Source organism: Chitinophaga rhizosphaerae (genome assembly GCF_003958645.1).
In the GTDB taxonomy this organism is placed as follows: Bacteria; Bacteroidota; Bacteroidia; order Chitinophagales; family Chitinophagaceae; genus Chitinophaga; species Chitinophaga rhizosphaerae.
Genome location: NZ_RXLO01000002.1, coordinates 360,360 through 381,371, shown reverse-complemented (window position 1 = coordinate 381,371; position 21,012 = coordinate 360,360). Strand labels below are relative to the sequence as shown.

Here is a 21,012-nt window from a genome sequence, read left to right as displayed (position 1 = left end):
GCGCAAAACCATAACATGAACCGCTCACAAGCGAAACTGACCGCAGGCATCGACTGGCCCGTTCTCGGGATGTACCTCGCTCTGGTATTCATCGGCTTCCTGGCGATTTTCGCCGCAGAATACCGGGAGGGCGACCAGGTGATACAGAACATCCTTTCCCAGAATAAAAACTGGGCCAGGCAGGTATTGTGGTTTGGCGTGTCCATCGTGCTTGCGTCGGGGATCTGGCTCACCGACTCCAAGTTCTTCACCGCCACCGCCAACCTCTTCTATGCCTTTGGTATATTGCTGTTGCTCGTAGTGTTGGCCATCGGAACGGGCGTGAAGGGGTCCAATTCGTGGCTCGAGCTGGGCGGTTTCCGGTTCCAGCCCGCCGAATTCACCAAGCTATGTACCGCGCTGGCCTTGGCGAAATACATATCGGCCATGGAAACGGATTTCACCAAGCTCCGTTCGCGACTCATCGCCGTGGCCATGGTGATCGTACCCCTGGGGATCATCATCCTGCAGAACGAAACGGGGCTGGCATTGGTTTACCTGGCTTTCTTTCTCGTCATGTACCGGGAAGGTTTGCCCGGGGTATTGCTCGTAATCGCATTTTCCAGTATCGTGCTCGTACTGAGTGCCTTGCTGGTCGATAAATTCATCCTCCTCTACATTTTTACCGGCGTAGCCGCGCTCGCCGTTTATTTCAACCGTTTCCAGATCCGGCGGAACAAATCCCGCCTGGCGTTCATCGTAGGCATCTGGGCATTTTGTGCCTCGTTCGTGATGCACGTAGTGCCGTTCGTGTTTTCCAATGTCTTAAAAGATTACCATGTGCGCCGCATTTACGTGATGCTGGGGAAGGAAAACGACCCCAAGGCCACGTACAACACCCGCCAGTCCATGATCGCCATCGGCTCGGGCGGGTTCTGGGGAAAAGGGTACCTCAAAGGCACGCAAACCCGGTTCGATTTCGTGCCGGAACAATCTACCGACTTCATTTTCTGCACCATCGGCGAAGACTTCGGCTTTGTCGGGAGTATGATATTCCTGGGGATTTACGTGTCCCTGCTCTTCCGGATCATTTTCATCGCCGAAAGGCAGCGAAGTACCTTCAGCCGCGTCTATGCCTATAGCGTGGCTTCCATCATCTTTTTCCACCTGGCCATCAATATCATGATGACCATCGGTCTGGCGCCGGTGATCGGGATTCCCTTGCCACTGGTGAGTTACGGCGGTTCGTCGCTCATGACGTTCACCATGCTCATCTTCATCATGCTGCGCCTCGACGCAGACCGCCAGATGGTACTGCGATAGGGCATATTCGTTACATTTGTATAATGGCACGCATCATCCCGCTTTCGGAAGGAAGCTTTACAGTAGACGGAACCAAACAATTTGTACCCTTCGACGACCGGAAAGACCAGCTCGGAGCCCGTCCTGCAGGTTCGTTGCTGGTAGAGATCCAGCCTTTCCTCGTGATTACGGACCGGGATATTCTGTTGATAGACACAGGCCTGGGGTTCCGCAATCCCGACGGTATTTTACAACTGCATCAAAACCTCATCGATAACGGGATCAATCCCATGGAAGTGACCAAGGTGCTCATGAGCCACCTGCATAAAGACCATTCCGGCGGCGTCATTTCCACCGATCCCGTAACGGGCGAACGCAGCCTGAGCTTCCCTCACGCCACGTATTACGTCTCCAAACCCGAACTCGATTACGCCTTCGCGAACGACGGCAAATCCTATCACAAGGAAGATTTCGACCTCCTCGCGCAACGCGACAACATCGTGTTCACCGAAGGGAAAGGCACGATAGACGGGTATATCCATTACGAATGGTCGGGCGGGCATTGTCCTTTCCACCAGGTTTTCCTGGTAGACGACGGGGAAGACAAAGTATTTTTCGGGGGAGACGAAGCGCCGCAGATTTCCCAGATGCGGAGCCGCTTTGTGGCCAAGTACGATTACGATGGCAAGCGTGCGAGCGAATTGCGGCAGGAGTATATGGAACGCGGAAAGGCTGGCGACTGGACGTTTTTGTTCTATCACGACACCAAGCAACCCACAACAAAATTCCAAATATGAACCATTTAGCCGAAGCCTGGGTGCAGGCGTGGAACAACCACGACCTCGACGCCATCATGGAACACTATGCCGACGACATCGTTTTCTATTCGCCCATCATTCAACGCCTGAACAACGACCCTACTGGCCGCATCACCGGGAAAGCCGCGCTGAGAGCCTATTTCGAGAAAGGGCTCGTTGCTTTTCCCGATTTGCACTTCGATCTCTATCATGTGCTCGAAGGGGTGGATTCGATGGTGCTGTATTACAAAAGCATCAACAACCGCCTGGCGGCCGAGACGATGGTGGTGGATGGAAATGGAAAGGTAAAGGAAGTAAGAGCCCACTACAAGGAACAATAAAAACGGAAAGCCCTCCTGGCCGGAGGGCTTTTTTTATGGTCGGTGTTTGTTTCCTTTCGGATTGTTGATCGCCCGGTTTTCGCGGCGCTCCTTGAGCTGGCGGATCATCATCGAGCGGAATTCCCTTTCCGCGCGGTAAAGTCCGGAGACTTTCTTTGCGGGTAATACTTTGAGGAATTCACCTTTATATTTCGTTTTGATGTCGAGCATGCGTTTTTCGAAACCCAGCTCACGGTCGAGGGCTTCGTTGGCCATTTCGTCGGTCCGCGGTTTGGTTTTTAGCTCTTTCGATTTTTTCCGGCGTTCGGCGATCAGTTCATTCACTTCATGCGAATATTGCTTGTAAACCGGCCAGAATTTCTGTGCTTCTTCGGGTGTGAGGTCCAATTCGCGGGAGATGTAGAGGATTTCGAGGGATTTCACTTTATCTTCCCCCGATTCCTTTGGCGCATCCTGTGAGCGCACGGCAAGCGCCGGCAGCATGAAAATGCTGATGAATCCGAACAATATTCCAATCAACTTGATCCGTTTCATCTGGTTATCAATTATTTAATTGTGTCTGCTGTAAGAGGTTGTCTTCCAGCAGGGTTTCAATTTCTTCGTTGCTCAGGTCTTCCGGCAGCACGGATGGCATGCTTTCTTCGAAAGATACGTTGGCAAATATATTATCATCGTCGAACTCATCCGACCGGAACTGTAGAAAATCCACGATTTCCTGGTCGCTGATCTGGGCGAGCTCGCGGTCGATGGAGCTGCCGGTCCATTGTTTGGCGCCCCAGATGGCGGAAACTACCACCACCCCGGCGATGGCTGCGGCGGCGAGGCAGCGTTTGAACAGCCGGATCCTTTTGCTGATGGGGACCACTTTGGTGACAGGCTCGTTGCCGCTGCCCTGGACCATATCGCGGTCGAGCCCTTCGAAATACCCGTGGGGCGTGTGGAAGGGGGCTGTTTTGCGGGGCAGCTGGGCGAGGAAGGGAGCGATGGCTTCCAGTTCTTCCGTCACTTCATCGTGGCTGTCCATTTCCCGCATCCGTTTGAGGAGGCGTTTCGGGAACTGCGCAAAATAGTCGTCCGGCAGGTTGAAATCCGGCATCACGCCCATTTCGGGCAGGTGGGGAGCCACCTGGTTCAGTTCATCAGCGATATCTTTTCCTTTTTGCGACATACATATTTGAGACCATCCGGCAGGCGAATGGTTTAATTTCAATTATTTTTTAAGAATTCTTCCACTTTTTTGACGGCATGATGATACGAGGCTTTGAGGGCGCCTTCGGAGGTGTCGAGCACGCGGCTCATTTCTTCGTATGGCATTTCATCGTAATATCGTAAGCTGAAAACGGTGCGTTGTTTTTCCGGCAGGCTGAGGATGGCGTTTTGCAGTTTCCATTCGATTTTTGCGGGATCGTAGTTGGGATCTGCCTGGAGTTTGTTGCTGAGGCCGGATTCCACGTCAGACAGGGATATGGCGGCTTTCCGCTTGAGGCTGTCGAGGAACGTGAGGCATTCGTTGGTGGCGATTTTATAAAGCCAGGTGTAGAGCTGCGCGTCTTCCCGGAAATTGTCGAGGTTTTTCCAGACTTTGATGAACACGTTTTGCAGCACGTCGTTCGCATCGTCATGATCGATGACGAGGCGGCGGATGTGCCAGTAGAGCCTTTCCTGATACTTCCTGACGATGAGGGTGAAACCTTTCTCCCGGCTGTCCGGGTGCCCGAATAGCGCCAGTAATTCTTTATCTTCTTGCGTTACAGCCATAGGCGGTTGTCTAATGAGCGGTTACCGTTGGAGCATGCGGTATATTGGACTAATATAACCATAATCCGCGGTCCGGGTTTGCTGTGAAAACAGAAAAAACCACCTATAAGATGGTTTTTTCTGCCGAAGGTTTAACGCTTCTATGAATTTTATCCCTTTTTACGGGCGATGGCTTTCTCTGCCGCAGCTACGATCTGGGGTGTGTCCAGGCCGTATTTCTTGAGGAGGTCTTTAGGTGAACCGCTTTCCCCGAAAGTATCGTTGGTGCCGATGTATTCGATGGGAATGGGGTTGTGACGGGCCGCAACCTGTGCGATGGAATCTCCCAGGCCGCCGAGCACGTTATGCTCTTCGGCGGTAACGGCGCAGCCGGTTTTGGTGATGGATTTGATGACGGCGGCTTCGTCGAGCGGCTTGATGGTGTGGATATTGATGAGTTCCACGCTATAGCCTTTCTCTTCGAGGATGCGGCCGGCTTCCACGCACTTCCATACGAGGTGCCCGCAGGCAAAGAGGGTGATATCGGTGCCTTCGTTGAGGATCTGGGCCTTTCCGATCTGGAAATCCTGGTCTTCCGCCGTAAAGTTGGGCCATTTCGGCCGGCCGAAGCGCAGGTACACGGGTCCTTCGTAGTCGGCGATGGCGATGGTGGCGGCTTTGGTCTGGTTGAAGTCGCAGGGAACGATGACGGTCATGCCCGGGAGCATTTTCATCATCCCGATATCTTCGAGGATCTGGTGGGTGGCGCCGTCTTCGCCGAGGGTGAGGCCGGCGTGGGAAGCGCAGATTTTCACGTTTTTGCCGGAATAGGCGACCGACTGGCGGATCTGGTCATATACGCGGCCGGTGGAGAAGTTGGCAAAAGTGGTAGTGTAGGGTATTTTGCCGCCGATGGTCATACCTGCGGCCACACCGATCATATTGGCTTCCGCGATGCCGCATTGTACGAAGCGGTCGGGGAATTCCTTGATAAACGCCTGCAGTTTCAGGGAGCCGGCCAGGTCTGCCGTGAGGGCTACCACGTTGGGGTTCCTTCTGCCTGCTTCGAGGATGCCTTCGCCGAATCCGCCGCGGGTTTCCTTCTCGTTCAGTACTTGTATGTCTTTTACCATAATGCCAGAAATTTGTGTCGCAAAGCTAGAAAATAAAATAAATTAATTCTGTAAAACACGGTCGCGCAGCGCAACTTCCCATTGCCAGGCCGTGCGGATCGAGTCTTCGATGGTGATCTGCGGGTCCCATCCCAGCAGGGTCTTCGCCTTATTATTGTTGGCGTAGATGGCGATCACGTCTCCCGGGCGCTCGGGGCCCAGTTCGTAATTCAGCTTCATCCCAGACACTTTCTCGAAGGCCTGGATGGCTTCCAGCACGGTTACACCGTTCCCGGTCCCGAGGTTGAAAACTTCCAGGTTGCCGGCGTTGCGTTTTTCGATGAGGTACTGCAGCGCACGGGTGTGGGCGTTGGCGATGTCCATCACATGGATGTAATCGCGGATGCAGGAGCCGTCGCGGGTGTTGTATTTGGTACCGAAAACGGTCAGTTTCGGGATTTTGCCGATGGCGGTCTGCGTGATCACGGGCACGAGGTTGTCGGGTTTGCCGATGGGCAGTTCGCCGATCAGTGCGGAGGGGTGCGCGCCTACGGGGTTGAAATAGCGCAGCAGGATGCTGTTGGTCGCGTTCACCCGGCTATAGTCTTCGATCATCTGTTCGCCCATCTGCTTGGTGCGCGCATAGGGGCTCTGGGCCTCGCCGAGCGGGGTGGTTTCCACCACGGGCAGATCGGTAGCGTTGCCGTACACGGAGCAGGAAGAGGAGAATACGAAGTTGGGAATGTTGAATTCCCGGATACATTTCAGTACGTTGATGAGGGAAGTCAGGTTGTTCTGGAAATACAGCAGGGGCTCGTTCACGGATTCGCCGACGCTTTTCAGCGCCGCGAAGTGGATAACGCCTACGATGTCGCGGTTTTCGTGGAAAACGGCGTTCGTGTCTTCCAGGTTGCAAAGGTCCACTTTATAATTGCGGATCTTCCGGCCCGTGATTTTTTCTACACCTTCCAGGAGTTTTGTGGAGCTGCGAATGTTGCTGTCGACCGATACCACGTCGAAGCCGTTGTTGATCAGATCTACGATGGTGTGGGATCCAATGTATCCGCAACCGCCCGTAACAAGGACTTTCTGCATACAGAATAACGTTTATTTAATCAGATTCATCAAATATGCGCCGTAACCGCTTTTCAACAGTGGTTGCGCGAGTTTTTGGAGCTGTTCGTTGTCGATAAAGCCCTTCCGCCAGGCGATCTCTTCTATACAGGCGATCTTGATGCCCTGGCGTTGCTCGATGACCTGCACGAATTGTGAGGCCTGGATGAGCGAATCGAAGGTGCCGGTGTCGAGCCAGGCCGTGCCGCGGGGGAGGATAGACACCTGCAGGCGGCCTTTTTCAAGGTAGGCCTTGTTGACGTCGGTGATCTCGTATTCTCCGCGGGCGCTGGGTTTCAGGTTGGCGGCGATCTCCACCACCTCGTTGTCGTAAAAGTAAAGACCTGGCACAGCGTAGCTGGATTTCGGCTTCGCCGGCTTTTCTTCGATGGAAACGGCTTTCATATTGCCGTCGAATTCCACCACGCCGTATCGCTCGGGGTCCGCCACATGGTAGGCGTAAACGATGCCGCCATGCGGCCGGGTGTTATGGCTCAATTGCGTACCGAGGCCTGCGCCGTAAAAGATATTATCTCCCAACACCAGGGCCACGGGGTCTTTCCCGATAAACTCCCGGCCGATGACGAATGCCTGTGCCAGGCCGTTGGGCTCGGGTTGTTCCGCATAGGAAAGCCGGAGGCCGAGATGGCTGCCATCACCGAAAAGGCGCTGAAAGGCAGGAAGATCGTGCGGGGTGCTGATGATGAGAATTTCCCGGATTCCAGCCAGCATAAGGGTGGAAAGGGGATAATAGATCATCGGTTTATCATAAACGGGCATGATCTGCTTGCTGATCGCGTAGGTGATGGGGTGGAGCCGGGTCCCGGAGCCCCCTGCCAGAATAATTCCTTTCATGGCTTAAAAATCCAGTTTTTGGAGGCACAAAAATAGTCGAACCAAATGGATTCCCCCTAATAATTTGGGATTTAATGCAATAATCTAACGCATCCAGGCCCGATTCCAGGAGCCGGAGCGCTTCAGGGTCGGGGATTTGTCATCCGGAACTGTCATAAAAACAAAACTGGCGGGATAAAAAATGCCGCCCGGGAAGGCGGCATTTCTATTTCGAAATAGAAATTCTCATTTCACGAAGAAATTCACGATGAAGAACACCACCGCGGCCAGGGCTGCACTGATGGGGATCGTGAGGATCCAGGCCCAGAGGAGGTTCACCGTCACCCCCCAGCGCACGGCCGAAAGACGTTTGGTGGCGCCCACCCCGATGATGGAACCGGTAATGGTATGCGTGGTGCTCACAGGGATACCGAGGCTTTCGGTCATGTACAGCGTGATCGCACCCGCCGTTTCGGCGCTCACCCCTTCCAGCGGCGTCACCTTGGTGATGCGGGTACCCATCGTTTTCACGATCTTCCAGCCACCGCTCAGCGTACCCAGGCCAATGGCCGTGAAGCAGGCGAACGGTACCCAGTCGGGCACGTCTTTTAAATGGCCGATGCTGCCGTGGGCCACCATCGCCGCGGCGATGATACCCATTACCTTCTGCGCGTCGTTACCACCGTGGCCAAGGCTGAATGCGGCGGAAGATACCAGCTGCAGGCGCTTGAACCAGTTTTCCGCACGGTACGGATTGGCCCGCTTGGAAACGTTCACGATGAACACGGTGATGAGGAACGCCACCACCATGCCGATGAAGGGTGCCAGTACGATGAAATATACCGTAGGCAACACTTTGGAAAAGTTGATCACGGCGAAGGACCCGTGGGCGTTTGCCACCGCCGCCCCGATAAACCCGCCGATCAGCGTGTGGGAGGAGCTCGACGGGATGCCGTACCACCAGGTCAGCAGGTTCCAGGTAATGGCCGCCACCAGCCCGGAAAAGATCACCTTCAGGGTGATGAATTCCTCGAACACCGATTTGGCGATGGTATTGCCCACCTTGAACTCACCGTAAATGTATTTGGAAACGAAGAACGCCGCAAAGTTGAAAAGTGCGGCCCACAGCACCGCCTGGAACGGCGTCAGTACTTTGGTGGACACGATCGTGGCAATGGAATTGGCCGCATCGTGGAACCCGTTTATGTAATCGAATATAAATGCCAGTATAATGATGACTACCAGAAATGTCATGAGCTGTCGGGATTAGCGGCTACGCATATTTAATGATGATGGTTTCTATCACGTTGGCGGAATCTTCGCACTTGTCGGTAGCGATTTCCAGCGCCTGATAGATCTCGCGCATCTTGATCAGCTCCACCGCATTGCTTTCCTGCTCGAACAAATCCGCGATCGCACGGTCGTAAATATCGTCGGCATGGTTCTCCAGGCTGTTGATCTTCACACACGCATCCGTGATCGCCCGCATATTGTTCATGTTGCGCAGCTCGGGGATCGCTTTGGCCAGCTCCGCCACGCCCTGGTTGATCAGGTCAGCCAGTTTGCGCACGCTGTCATTGATTTCCACCACTTTGTACATGTCGATACGCTTGGCCGAGCCATGGATGTAATCCGCCACATCGTCCAGCGTAGAGGCGAGATAGTGAATATCCTCCCGGTCGAAAGGCGTAATGAAGTTCTGCCCCAATTCTACGAAAATGCGATGCGTCAGGTCATCGTTCTTGTGCTCCAGCCGCTCGATCAGTACTACTTTATCTTTCCGGATCACCGGGTCCTTGGTTTCCACCAGCTCCACCAGCACTTTACCCATTTCCACCAGGTTCGCCGCCACATCTTCGAAAAGTGAATAGAACACCCTGTCTTTCGGCATGAACAGTTTCACAATAGAATTAAAGCCTCCCATAAATGTTTGTGTTTGTTGAAAATTTGCGGCAAAATTAGTTTTCTAAAAGAAATGGCGCCAGAAAAAAATGAGAATTAATGTTTTGGTAACATTGAATTAATATGAAAGTAATATAGCAATTTTTCCTTTGTGATAGAATACTGGCGCCTTTCAGCTCAATCATATAACTAACATTTTTTATGTAAAAAAGTTGAAAAAACGCCCATAAACCAACAAATGTCAGACAAACGACCACTGGATATTGTAGTCATTTCCGACGTCCACCTCGGAATCTACGGCTGTCACGCAAAAGAGCTCGCCCAATACCTGGACTCCATCCAGCCCAGGATCCTCATCCTCAACGGCGATATCATAGACATCTGGCAGTTCAGCAAACGCTACTTCCCGAAGTCACACACCAAAGTCATCCGCCGCATCCTCAAAATGATGGGCAAAGGCACCGATGTCTATTACCTCACCGGCAACCACGACGAAGCCCTCCGCAAATATGCCGGGTTTGGATTGGGCAACTTCCTGATAGACAATAAATTAATCCTGGACGTAGACGGAAAGAAACACTGGTTCTTCCATGGAGACGTGTACGACGTTACCATGAAAAACTCCAAATGGCTCGCCAAACTCGGTGGAAAAGGGTACGACCTCCTCATTATCCTCAACCGCCTCGTAAACCACCTGCTGGAGAAAATGGGCCGCGAAAAGATGTCCTTTTCCCAAAAAGTGAAGGCCGGCGTGAAACAGGCCGTCAAATTCATCTCCGATTTCGAACAAACGGTGGTGGAGATCGCGGCAGACAAGGAGATAGACGTGGTCTGCTGCGGCCATATCCACCAACCCGTGATCCGCGAAGAGCAGGTAAACGGGCGGACGGTGACCTATCTCAACTCGGGCGACTGGGTAGAGAGCCTCACCGCCCTGGAATACACGGAAGGGCAATGGAACCTGTACCGCCACGCCGAAAAGAAAGCGCCGGTGGTGGAGGAAGAAGATGAAACCCTGCAACTCGAATGGAGCGCCGTGGCCCGCTCGATTTCCTTCACGCGTTAATTTTCACACATTTATAACGTTTGCTTAATATTCAGGTAACCCTGGACGGATAAGTTTGCGTAACCGATCCGAATACTAGATGAAGACGCTCAAGCTACACCCACTCATGACGATATCCCTGTTACAGATGCAGATACAGCGGCTCCTCCACTGCAATGCCGCGGTATATATCCGTCATACCCTGGCAAACGGTTTTAATACCCTTCGCGAAGCCGGCCTCGAAGAAGAGGACATGATTGAATTCCCTATAGACGAAACCCTCAGCCTCCGCGAGTTCGAAGAAGAAGTAGAAGAAAAATTCCATTTTTCCATCGAACTGTGCAACCAGGACTCCAAACCCTTCATGAATAAAAGCCTGCGACTCTTCCAACTGCCGCCCTGCTCCGAAAAACCGCCCGCCCGCGGCGTCGACCTCTCCATCGAATGGCTCCTGCGCCAGGGCGGAAACCCCGCCTTGTAAACGGTTTTTCGGCTGAAAACCTTATCCACCACGCTTCGGGGGTATCGTTAATGATTTTTTAATGATTCCTTAACAATTAACATTCTGGTAATATTGGCTTAACATTGGCATAATTCGACCATAGTAGTTTTGCGGCCGTAATCAATACACAAATACGTGAAACGCATTATTACTGCTGTACAAATTATCGGGATTTTATGCATCGCCTGCCTTCCTTCTTTCGCGCAGGACGGATCCGGAAAGATTACCGGGAAACTGACCGACAAGAAAACGGGCGAACTGCTGATCGGTGTGACAGTGATGGTACAGAATACCTCAAAAGGCGCCGTGACCGACGTAGAAGGCCGCTACCTCATCCAGGTAGCTCCCGGCACTTATACGCTCGACTTCAAATACATGGGCTACCAAACCAAATCCATCGCAGACGTGGTGGTAAAGGCCGGGCAAGCCACCAACCTCGACATCGCGCTGGACGAGCCCAAGTCCAAAGACCTGCAGGAAGTGGTGATCCGCGGTTCCTACAAACAGGAAACCATCAACGCCCTGTACGTTGCGCAGAAAAACAACCCCAGCATTTCCAGCGGCATCTCCGGCGAAAGCATCCGCCGCAGCCCGGACCGTAACACCTCCGAAGTGCTCAAACGCGTAAGCGGCGCATCCATCCAGGATAACAAATATATTATCGTACGCGGCCTCAACGACCGGTACAATACCGCCACCATCAACAACGCCATGCTGCCCAGCACCGAGCCGGACCGCAAGGCTTTCTCCTTCGACCTCATTCCTTCCAACCTGATCGATAATATCATTATCAACAAGACCGCATCTCCCGAGATGCCCGCCGACTTCGCCGGTGGCCTTGTACAGGTATATACCAAAGATATCCCTACTGAAAATTTCCTTTCCTTCAATATCGGTATGGGATACAACACCCAGACCACTTTCAAGGAAACGCGGAGCATGGAGCGCGGTAAAACCGACTGGCTGACTTTCGACGACGGCCTGCGTAAACTGCCGTCTTCCTTCCCCTCCTCCAGGCAGCAATACAGCGGCCTCGATCTCGACAAGAAACTGTCGCTCAGCCGCGAGTTCAAAAACAACTGGGCCGTTTCCGATCAGGGGAAAGCGCTGCCCGCGCAGAACTACCAGGTTACCTGGGGCAACCGCATCCGCCTGAAAAAAGACGGTTCCTTCGGCAGCATCATCAGCGTTACCTATCGTAATTCCGAAAGCATCCAGAAAGGCGAACGTGCGGATTATGAAGATGGGAAAGTGCGCAGCATCAATTTCTCTGAGGATTTGTATAAATACAATACCAGCCTCGGCGCCATCGCCAACTTCACGTACGTGAAACGCAACAACAAGATCTCTTTCAAGAATATCTTCAACCGAATCCTCGACAATAACTATATCTACCGCTCCGGTAACAGCACCGACGTCGGCGACCTGAAGGCTTACGGCCAGGACCTCACGATCAAGACCATGCTGAACTCCCAGCTCGAAGGCAACCACAAGCTGAACGCCCGTGACTGGAGACTGGACTGGAACCTGAACTACTCGCTGACCAACCGCGACCAGCCCGACATGAAGGTGCTGACCTACCAGCTGGATACGCGCGACAACGAATACAAAGCCATGATCCCCGTGAACTCCGTTGCCCGTAACGTATCCCGTTTCTGGTCGAGCCTGGAGGAATACGGTGTGGGCGGAACGGCTGCGCTCACCGTTCCTTTCAATATCGCCGGCGTTAAGCAAAGCGTGAAGCTGGGTGGACAGAAACTCTACCGCCAGCGCGACTTCAGCGCCCGCGTGCTCGGATATGCCGCCAACCAGACCGGTTACGACCAGTCGATCCTGTCCATGGAACCCGATCAGATCTTCGATCCGGCGAATATCCGCGAGAACGGTCTCCGTATCGATGAGATCACGAACAACTCCGACAAATACAAAGCAACGTCTGACCTCGTGGCGGGTTATGTGCAGTTCGACAACAAGATCGGCGACAAGGTACGTGTGGTTTGGGGCGCCCGCGGCGAATCGTACTACCAGTTCATTCGCACCGCAGACTTCTCCGGCAAGCGCGTGAAACAGGATGTTACCTTCTTCGACATACTGCCCAGCGCCAATATTTCGTACGCGGTGAACGAAAAGTCGAACATCCGCCTGAGCGGCAGCAGAACGGTTTCCCGTCCTGAGCTGCGCGAGCTGAGCTATTTCTCTTTCTACGATTTCGTGACCTTCAGTTCCATGATCGGTAATCCCGATCTGAAGCGGGGCCTCATCACCAACGCCGACCTCCGTTACGAATTGTATCCCGGTGCGGGAGAGGCGATCACGGCTTCCGTGTTCTTCAAGCACTTTAAAGACGCGATCGAACAGATCGTAGACCCGGGCTCCACGCCCAACCGCCGCCAGATCCTGTTCCAGAACGTGCCCAGCGCGCAGTCGTACGGGTTTGAACTGGAATTCCGCAAGAAACTGGACTTCTTGTCGGACGAGCCGTTCTTCAGCAATACCACCGCTTTCGCGAACTTTTCCTATATCCATTCTTCGGTAGACCTGCAGGGCATAGCGTCTGAAACATTGTCGCAGCGAGGTCTCCAGGGCCAAAGCCCCTACCTGATCAATGCGGGCATCCAGTATGTGAATCCCGAGACCGATCTCGCATTCGGGCTGCTGTACAATAAAATGGGACAGCGCGTGTACCTGGTGGGCTTCGAAGGGTATGAGCACATCTACGAAAAGGGCCGCGACCTGATCGACCTCCAGATCGGCAAGAAGATACTGAAAAAGAAAGGTGAGCTGCGTTTGAACGTGAGCGACCTCCTGAACCAGAAACTGATTTTCTACCAGAACAACGACAGCAAGAAAGCGTACAGCAAGAACGTTGACCAGATCATCAACACCCTCCGCCCCGGTACGAACATTTCTCTGTCCTTCTCTTACCAGTTCGGTTTGGGAAAGAATAAATAAGACGATACAGTAACAATTTCATAACGCCCTGTTAAAGTGCGCATAACATACCAAAGGCACTTTTGCACTGCAATTCAATCACTGAAAATCTGTTCGAATGAAACTTGTAAAATTCCTTGCTTTTACTTTAGGTGCAGCAGTAGCGCTCTCTTCCTGCCGTAACAATGATGGCGATGGCGACGACCTGACGCCCGTTGTGGAAACCGTGCTGAGCGGTGTTCAGACCGAGAGCAAAACCCTTACCAATGACAAAGTGTGGACGCTGAAAGGATACGTTTATTTCCCGGAAGGCAAAACACTGACTATCCAGGAAGGTACCGTGATCAAAAGCGACGTAACCGAGAAAGGCGCGCTGATCATCGAGCGCGGCGCGAAAATCTTCGCTACCGGTACCGCGCAGAAACCTATCGTATTTACTTCCGGCAAAGCCCCCGGACAGCGCCAGCCTGGCGACTGGGGCGGCATCATCATCCTCGGTAAGGCTAAGACCAACCGTAGCACCGATCCCCAGATCGAAGGCGGTGTAGGTCGCTACTATGGCGGGAACGATGACAACGACAACTCCGGTATTCTCCTATATGTACGTATCGAATACGCTGGTATCGCAGCACAGCCCAACTCCGAAATCAACGCCCTCACCCTGGGCGCTGTTGGTAGCGGCACCAAAATCGATCACGTTATGACCGCTTTCGCGAACGACGACGCCTTCGAATTCTTCGGCGGCACCGTGAGCCCCACCCACCTGGTGGCCTTCGCAACGGCAGACGACGATTTCGACTTCGATTTCGGTTACCGTGGCACCGTTCAGTACGCAGTAGCGCTTCGCCGCCCCGACTTCGTTGACCCCGGAGACGCCGGCAACGGTATCGAGTGCGATAACGACGGCACCGGCTCCAACGCTGCCCCCCGTACGCACCCCGTCATCTCCAACATGACCATCATTGGCCCCAACGGCGCCACCGGCACACTGTCTAACCACAACCTCGGCAACCGTTGGAGAAGGGCTACCAACTTCACTTTCGTGAACTCCATCCTCCTCGGTAACCAGAAAGGCGGCTTCTCCATCGAATCCTCCGCCAGCTGGAACGACTATAAGAACGGCGTGAGCAAATGGCAGAACAACATCGTGTACGCTGTTGCCAAACCTTTCAGCACCGACTCCGCCACCGCCCGTTTCCTGACCGGCACCAAATACCCTGCTGATCCCATGCAAAGCGCAGACCGCACTGCCATGATCAACGAAGGTATCTCCATGCTGCGCGACCTGGCTACCGCTGCCGGACAGTACAACTTCGTAGCGGCTACCGCCGATGCAGTTGGGCTGACCGATCCTTTCAACCTGACTACCCCCAACTTCCTCCCGAAAGCGGGCTCTGAAGCGCTGAAAGGCACCTTCCAGGCTGCTTCCGGCGTGAAAACCGAGTCTTTCCGCGGTGCTTTCGGTACCGATAACTGGATCGCTGGCTGGACCAACTTCAACCCTGGTCAGCAGGCGTACTAATCACGCATCTGTCGAATCGTTATAATCTACAGCGCCCGGGCAACCGCCCGGGCGTTTTGTTTGCTGTATCCGGTTCCGTATTTTTGCGCGATGAAGGCAATGCGCACAATCGTTCGGACAGGTTTCCTGGTATTATTTCTCAGCACGGCTGCGTTTTCAGCGAAAGCCCAGTTCCTGATGGACATGATCGATACCACGACCGAACTGGGGAAGGGGATGATTTCCATCTACAAACGGTACGATCACCTGCGGATCAGCGGGTACATGCAGCCCCAGTTCCAGTACGCATCGGATAAAGGCATAGAAAGCTTTGCCGGCGGGGATTTCAACAAGCAGTCAGACAACCGGTTCATGCTCCGCCGCGGCCGCGTCCGCTTCGATTACGCCCACTTCAACAAGCGCGATCTGCCCACGGTGCAGTTCGTGTTCCAGTTCGACGGTACCGAGCGCGGCGTGAACATCCGCGACTTCTGGGGCCGTTTTTTCGATGGCCGGTGGGATGTGATGGCGCTTACGATGGGTATGTTCGCCCGGCCTTTCGGGTACGAGGTAAACTTTTCCTCCAGCGACCGCGAAGCCCCCGAGCGCGGGCGTATGAGCCAGATCCTGATGAAAAGCGAGCGCGATATGGGCGGTATGCTCACCTTCGAGCCGCGATCCAAATCCCACCCCTTGCATTACCTGAAAGTGGATGTGGGCCTGTTTAACGGGCAGGGCCTCTCCGGCCCGTCGGACTTCGACAGCCACAAAGACGTTATTGCCCGGGTGGCCATGAAACCGCGGCCCGTCAATGCTGCCGGCTGGCTGCTTTCCTTCGGCGGCAGCATCCTGTACGGCGGGATGGAGCAGTTTACCAACAAAATTTATACGATGGAAGGGGGGAAGAAAGACTTTTCCGTGGATTCGAGCGCCAATAATGTGGGCGTTATCGCCCCCCGGCAATATTTCGGCGCCGATGCGCAATTCGTGATCCCCAACGGCAAAGGGCGCGGCAGCACGCAGTTCCGTGCGGAATACATCCGCGGCACCCAAACCTCTACGGCGCTGGATACCGAAACGCCCGGAACGATCCCGATGGAGAAATCCGGCGCCTTCGCGCCCCTGTACATCCGGCCGTTCGACGGCGCTTATTTCTCTTTTCTGCAACACCTCGGCAGCGCCAGGCACCAATTGGTGATGAAATATGACTGGTACGACCCCAACCGTAGCGTAAAGGGCCGCCAGATCGGCGATGCGGCCGCCAAATACCTCACGCCCGCAGATATCCGGTTCGACACGTTCGGTTTCGGGTACGTTTTTTACTTCAACGAAAACATGAAAGCCACGATCTGGTATGACCGCGTATGGAACGAAGGTACTTCCATCGACGGGTTCGGGGGCGATATCCCGGACAACGTGTTTACCACCCGCATCCAGTACCGTTTCTGATCATTTTACACGATGGAAGAGGAAAAGCTGTTTCATAAACGTTACAGCAGGTTCTCGCGGCCCAGTTCCAGGGTAAACCCGAACGTGGAGCCTACTTCCACCTTGCTGCGGACGTTGATCGTCTGATCGTGCGCTTCCACGATATGCTTTACGATGGCCAATCCCAGGCCGGTGCCGCCGATATCGCGGCTGCGGGCACGGTCTGTCCGGTAGAAACGTTCGAACACCCGGGGGAGGTGCTCTTCGGCCATGCCGGTCCCGTTGTCGGAAATCTCCACGAGCGCGCGCTTCCCGTCCATATTATATACGCTGGCGATGGTTTGTCCTTCGGTTTTACCGTATTTCACCGAATTCTCGATGAGGTTGATCAGCACCTGGCGGATCTTTTCCTTGTCGGCATAGACCTGCACGGGTGCTTCGCAGCCTTTCTTGATGCCGAACTTGATGTCTTTCTGCCGGGCTTTGATGGAAAGGGTGTCGAACACGTCGCGGATAAGGTCTTGGATAACGAATTGTTCTTTATTGATGGTCATTTCCCCGCTTTCGAGCTTGGAGATTTCATCGAGGTCGTCGATCAGCCGGCACAGGCGGTCGATGTTCTTGGTCGCTTTCTTGAGGAAGTCCTTATTGACGTTGGGGTCTTCCAGGGCGCCGTCCAGCAATGTATGAATGTACCCCTGCACGGCGAAGATGGGGGTTTTCAGTTCGTGGGAGAGGTTGAGGAGGAATTCTTTCCGGAAAGCTTCGTTGCGGCGGAGGTTTTCCAGTTCTTCCTTTTTCTGCGAGGCCCATTTTTCCACGTCTTCGCTTACTTCCTCGATGGTTTTGAGGGGCAGGATGTTTTTATTGAAGAATTCTTCGCGTTTGGAGGCCTTTGTCTGGTAAATGAACTTGTAGATGAGCTTGATCTTGCGGTAGATGAAGTTCTGCAGGGTATAGAGATAGAGGAAATAGGCCACGATGAAGGTGAGGCCGAGCGCGAGGAGCGTTTGTTGGAGGGTGGCGCCGATAAACAGGCATCCGAGGGCCATTACGACCGACAGGATGAACGCTGTGAAGGCGGCGAGTTTCTGTGGCGACAGGTTTTTGGCTTTCAGCATACTCCAGAGAGCGGATAGATTGTGATAGCTGGAAATTAAACTAAATTTTTTACTTGTAGAGGTAGATGCCATAAATCACGGTGCCGGTGGCCACAGAAGTGCGGATACGGGAAGTTCGGGAGGGTTGAAAATGTGTTTATAGTTCGAATTTGTAGCCTACGCCTTTTACGGTGGTGATGAGGTCTACGCCCAGTTTCTGGCGGATTTTGCGGATGTGCACGTCGATGGTGCGGTCTCCCACGATCACTTCCGTTCCCCAGACCTGGTTGAGGATTTCGTTGCGGAGGAACACGCGGCCGGGCTTGGAGGCTAGGAGCTGGAGGAGCTCGAATTCCTTTTTGGCGAGGATGATTTCGGTGCCTTTATAGGTGACGGTGAATTTTTCGCGGTCGATGATGAGGTCTCCCAGGTGGATCTGCTGTTCTTCCGTTTTGTTGAGCCGGCGGAAGAGGGCGTTGATGCGGGAAACGAGGAGCCTGGGCTTGATGGGCTTCGCGATGTAATCGTCTGCCCCCATGTTCAGCCCTTCTATCTCGCTCTTTTCATCGTTGAGCGCCGTGAGGAACAGTACCATGGTTTCTTTGAACTCCGGCAACCGGCGCAACTCGCGGCAGGTGTCGATCCCGTTCTTGTTGGGCATCATGATGTCCAGCATGATCAGGTCCGGACGGAAGATCTTGGCCTTCTGGATGGCCTCGAGCCCGTCTTTCGCCGTCACCGTTTCGTAACCCGCGCTTTTAAGGTTGTAACTGATGATCTCGAGGATATCCGCCTCATCGTCTACTACCAGAATTTTTCCTACTGCTACTGCTGGTTCCATCAACATAATTTGGGTGTTTAAAGACGGCACAAAATTAATCAGCCCTTTCCCGATTCATGAAAAGATAACATTATGTAATTGTTAATTTCGCCGTCTGAAATCGTTTCTCCGCCTGCAAATTACGCTTTTTTACCCCTTTTCGGCCCCGGTCGCCCGCCAATCCGGCAGACCTTTCCACCGCCCATCAAAAAGAATTCAAGTGCCGGAGAACGGAAACCGGCCATGATACCGGGTTACGGATCAGGTATTTAACATAAAACGCATATGAATTGTTCGGTATGCCTGCGATGGGATTGCTTATCTACTATAATTGGTAGTAAATTTGCAGTGTAGCATAGGAGTAACACATCAATATGAAAAAAGCATTACTAATCATATCTTTAGGCATTGTGTACAGTGGTTGGAGTTATGGTCAGAGAGTTCAGATCCCCATCAACCGGCAAGGCTTCCATGACAACATCGACAAGGAGCAGCTAAACGCCGACAAGCTGGACGGCAAGCAGGACGGTTACGTGAAGGTCGGAGACGACGAAAACATGAACCTCCAGGTCACCAGCGCCCTCACCAAACTGGTAGACGATATGCAGCTGGAAATCGAGCTGGATACGTCTTTGGACCACCGCCTGAAAGTAAAATACCTTTCCGGCCTCCACCAGACCCTCCGCGATTACAACGTGAAACGCGCGTATAAACGCATCGACGCCGAAGAGGCGCCCGCCATGCTGCAGGCGTATCACCAGATGATGCAGGCAGATATCAAGGGGAAAAGCATTTACCCCGTTGCCCGGTCGCTGAGCTTCGAAGCCGGCGAACGCATGATCGACGCGTTCCAGGAAAACCCCGGCTACAAAGAAGCCCGTGCGGAAATGTTCTCCAAGTTCGCTTTCAAGAACCTCGAAGACATCATGCCCAAACTCGGCCCCTATCTCGATTACCCGATCGTAGACACCATCGTGGCCGCCGTGGCTAAAAAGTACCCCAACCAGGTGCTCACCTACGCCACTTCCTACACCCCCACCGCCAGCGCCATCCGCCGCAACCAGGACCCCCTCGTGCAGCAGATCGTCGCCATCGGCAAAAGCAGCCAGTCCACCAAACTGCTGCCCTTCATCGACCAACTCCTCGACGGCTCCGCCACCCTTTCCGAACTGGAAAGCAAAGTTGCCAACGACGATACCTATTTCCGCCTCATGGTCCACTCCTCCATCGTGCTCCAGAAAAAACGCGCGGAAGGGGCTAACATCCTGGGCCTCAAAGCCATGCAGGAAAATATGAAAGCGAAATCGCTCCGGTATATCCGCGAAGTGAACGACCTTCACGAAGAAGGCCATGCCGTCCGCTTCCGCATCGTGAAGGATTTTACGCCCGAAGAACTGTATTACCTCATCATCAACGGCCAGGAAGAATTATTCACCTCCAGCTACACCAACGCCGCCAAAATGGGGCTGTACGACCAGATGATGCTGCGCATGAAACCGCCGCGGGGCGACAGCCTGCTCATGCTCGTGAGCTTCGACCGGTTCAAGAAATTCATCGCCATGGCGGCGGGCTTCAATACGCTCGACAACTTCCTCAAATCGATGGACCCCGAAAACGCCAACTACCTCATGGTGAAATTCGTGCGGAGCCTCGAGAAAACGGAGGACCTGGAAGACGCCGTGGACGTGGCCAATTCCTTCGGCTCCATCCGCGATCCCAAACTGCTGGACTTCCTCCGCGAGGAGGTACGGAAGAACTTGTCGTTCGTACAGCAGAAGCACGATAAACGCGGGATCACCATTTACTCCCTCCTCAACAGCATTTTCACGGAAGACGGGCATGGCAGCGACAGCTCCTGGGCGTCTGACATGAGCTCCAAGCTCCAGCTGCCTCCCATCAACTACGTGGAATTCGCCACGCTGCCCAGCGACAGCGGCCGCATTTACCAGCAGGTATTTTTCTACGGGGATGAAGACGGGATCAGCTCTTACGCCAGCTTCATGGGGAATTTCCCGAAAGGGGAGTGGAACGTGACGAAAAATACTTACTGGACGACCATTACTTCCGCCAAAGGCAAGCCCACGACCATTTTCGCCAATAATCCGCTGAAAGAGCCGGAAGATAAAACGGCGATCGAGAAGCTGGGCGAGTACCTCGACGAGAAAGACATCCATCCCACCATATTCATCCACCGCGGCCACAGTTATCATGTGAACACCACGCTGGATAACCTGCAGAGTACGGCGAGGATCGTTGTGCTGGGTTCCTGCGGCGGTTACCACAACCTGGCGACCGTACTGGAAAAAGCCCCCGAAGCGCACATCATTTCCTCGAAACAGGTGGGTACCCGCTGGGTGAACGAGCCCATCATCCGCAGCCTGGAAGATGTGGTGCGCGCCGGCAAGAATGTAGACTGGGTGCAGATGTGGGCCGGCCTCAGCCGCAAGTTCGCGGGAGAGGGGGCCAACAAGGCGCTGTTCGACGACTACGTTCCGCCGCATAAAAACCTCGGGGCCATTTTCATCAAGGCCTACCGGCAGGTGATGAAAGACGAAAACTGATTGTGAA

At 53.7% G+C, this 21,012-nt stretch carries 19 protein-coding genes; 9 read left to right on the top strand and 10 right to left on the bottom strand.

The genetic code is table 11. The features are described 5' to 3' along the window. The first annotated feature begins 15 nt into the window (after window positions 1-15). The 3 genes from rodA to EJ361_RS05080 are packed head-to-tail and all read left to right on the top strand — an operon-like array spanning window position 16 to window position 2,419. Window positions 16-1,302 carry a rod shape-determining protein RodA gene (rodA, locus tag EJ361_RS05090; RefSeq protein ID WP_126244275.1) on the top strand — a complete coding sequence of 429 codons (1,287 nt, stop codon included), beginning with the start codon at window positions 16-18 and terminating at the stop codon, window positions 1,300-1,302. Window positions 1,303-1,325: 23 nt separating this feature from the next. Next, a complete protein-coding gene (locus EJ361_RS05085; RefSeq protein WP_126244274.1) occupies window positions 1,326-2,078 on the top strand; it encodes an MBL fold metallo-hydrolase in 753 nt (250 codons plus the stop codon). Further along, window positions 2,075-2,419, top strand: coding sequence for a nuclear transport factor 2 family protein (locus EJ361_RS05080; RefSeq protein WP_126244273.1), 345 nt, complete (start codon window positions 2,075-2,077; stop codon window positions 2,417-2,419). The genes EJ361_RS05085 and EJ361_RS05080 overlap by 4 nt, the downstream gene beginning before the upstream one ends. A gap of 33 nt (window positions 2,420-2,452) precedes the next feature. Here EJ361_RS05080 and EJ361_RS05075 read toward each other — a convergent pair whose 3' ends face one another. From EJ361_RS05075 to EJ361_RS05040, 8 genes are all read right to left on the bottom strand, one after another. Next, on the bottom strand, window positions 2,453-2,953 hold the full coding sequence (locus EJ361_RS05075; RefSeq protein WP_126244272.1) for a hypothetical protein: 501 nt from the start codon (window positions 2,951-2,953) through the stop codon (window positions 2,453-2,455). Between the two features lie 7 nt (window positions 2,954-2,960). Then, a complete protein-coding gene (locus EJ361_RS05070) occupies window positions 2,961-3,587 on the bottom strand; it encodes a hypothetical protein (RefSeq protein WP_126244271.1) in 627 nt (208 codons plus the stop codon). Window positions 3,588-3,625: 38 nt separating this feature from the next. Next, a complete protein-coding gene (locus EJ361_RS05065; RefSeq protein WP_126244270.1) occupies window positions 3,626-4,177 on the bottom strand; it encodes an RNA polymerase sigma factor in 552 nt (183 codons plus the stop codon). Between the two features lie 149 nt (window positions 4,178-4,326). After that, complete coding sequence (locus EJ361_RS05060; protein ID WP_164714090.1) at window positions 4,327-5,289, bottom strand: transketolase family protein; 963 nt, start codon at window positions 5,287-5,289, stop codon at window positions 4,327-4,329. Between the two features lie 42 nt (window positions 5,290-5,331). Then, window positions 5,332-6,363, bottom strand: coding sequence for a UDP-glucose 4-epimerase GalE (gene galE / locus EJ361_RS05055; RefSeq protein ID WP_126244268.1), 1,032 nt, complete (start codon window positions 6,361-6,363; stop codon window positions 5,332-5,334). A 12-nt stretch (window positions 6,364-6,375) separates the two neighbouring features. Continuing rightward, window positions 6,376-7,236, bottom strand: coding sequence for a glucose-1-phosphate thymidylyltransferase RfbA (gene rfbA, locus EJ361_RS05050; RefSeq protein WP_126244267.1), 861 nt, complete (start codon window positions 7,234-7,236; stop codon window positions 6,376-6,378). A gap of 225 nt (window positions 7,237-7,461) precedes the next feature. Then, window positions 7,462-8,469: an inorganic phosphate transporter gene (locus EJ361_RS05045; RefSeq protein ID WP_126244266.1), complete on the bottom strand. Its 1,008-nt coding sequence runs from the start codon at window positions 8,467-8,469 to the stop codon at window positions 7,462-7,464. A 19-nt stretch (window positions 8,470-8,488) separates the two neighbouring features. Beyond that, entirely contained in the window at window positions 8,489-9,139 is a 651-nt protein-coding gene (locus tag EJ361_RS05040; RefSeq protein ID WP_126244265.1) for a DUF47 domain-containing protein, read from the bottom strand. Window positions 9,140-9,355: 216 nt separating this feature from the next. Between EJ361_RS05040 and EJ361_RS05035 the strand changes: the two genes are divergently transcribed. The 5 genes from EJ361_RS05035 to EJ361_RS05015 all read left to right on the top strand — a co-directional run bounded on the left by EJ361_RS05035 (window position 9,356) and on the right by EJ361_RS05015 (window position 16,545). Then, window positions 9,356-10,183, top strand: coding sequence for a UDP-2,3-diacylglucosamine diphosphatase (locus EJ361_RS05035; protein WP_126244264.1), 828 nt, complete (start codon window positions 9,356-9,358; stop codon window positions 10,181-10,183). A gap of 79 nt (window positions 10,184-10,262) precedes the next feature. Next, a complete protein-coding gene (locus EJ361_RS05030) occupies window positions 10,263-10,643 on the top strand; it encodes a hypothetical protein (protein ID WP_164714089.1) in 381 nt (126 codons plus the stop codon). A gap of 156 nt (window positions 10,644-10,799) precedes the next feature. Next, window positions 10,800-13,616, top strand: a complete 2,817-nt coding sequence (locus EJ361_RS05025) for a TonB-dependent receptor (protein ID WP_126244262.1) — start codon at window positions 10,800-10,802, stop codon at window positions 13,614-13,616. Window positions 13,617-13,713: 97 nt separating this feature from the next. Then, window positions 13,714-15,117, top strand: a complete 1,404-nt coding sequence (locus tag EJ361_RS05020) for a hypothetical protein (RefSeq protein ID WP_126244261.1) — start codon at window positions 13,714-13,716, stop codon at window positions 15,115-15,117. A 99-nt stretch (window positions 15,118-15,216) separates the two neighbouring features. Then, window positions 15,217-16,545, top strand: coding sequence for a porin (locus EJ361_RS05015; protein WP_205686940.1), 1,329 nt, complete (start codon window positions 15,217-15,219; stop codon window positions 16,543-16,545). A 41-nt stretch (window positions 16,546-16,586) separates the two neighbouring features. Here EJ361_RS05015 and EJ361_RS05010 read toward each other — a convergent pair whose 3' ends face one another. After that, the gene (locus tag EJ361_RS05010; RefSeq protein WP_126244260.1) at window positions 16,587-17,645 is read right to left on the bottom strand and encodes a sensor histidine kinase; all 1,059 of its coding nucleotides are present in this window, start codon (window positions 17,643-17,645) and stop codon (window positions 16,587-16,589) included. Window positions 17,646-17,781: 136 nt separating this feature from the next. After that, a complete protein-coding gene (locus tag EJ361_RS05005) occupies window positions 17,782-18,465 on the bottom strand; it encodes a response regulator transcription factor (RefSeq protein WP_164714088.1) in 684 nt (227 codons plus the stop codon). Window positions 18,466-18,854: 389 nt separating this feature from the next. Between EJ361_RS05005 and EJ361_RS05000 the strand changes: the two genes are divergently transcribed. Further along, complete coding sequence (locus EJ361_RS05000; RefSeq protein ID WP_164714087.1) at window positions 18,855-21,005, top strand: hypothetical protein; 2,151 nt, start codon at window positions 18,855-18,857, stop codon at window positions 21,003-21,005. The last annotated feature ends 7 nt before the right edge of the window (window positions 21,006-21,012 follow it).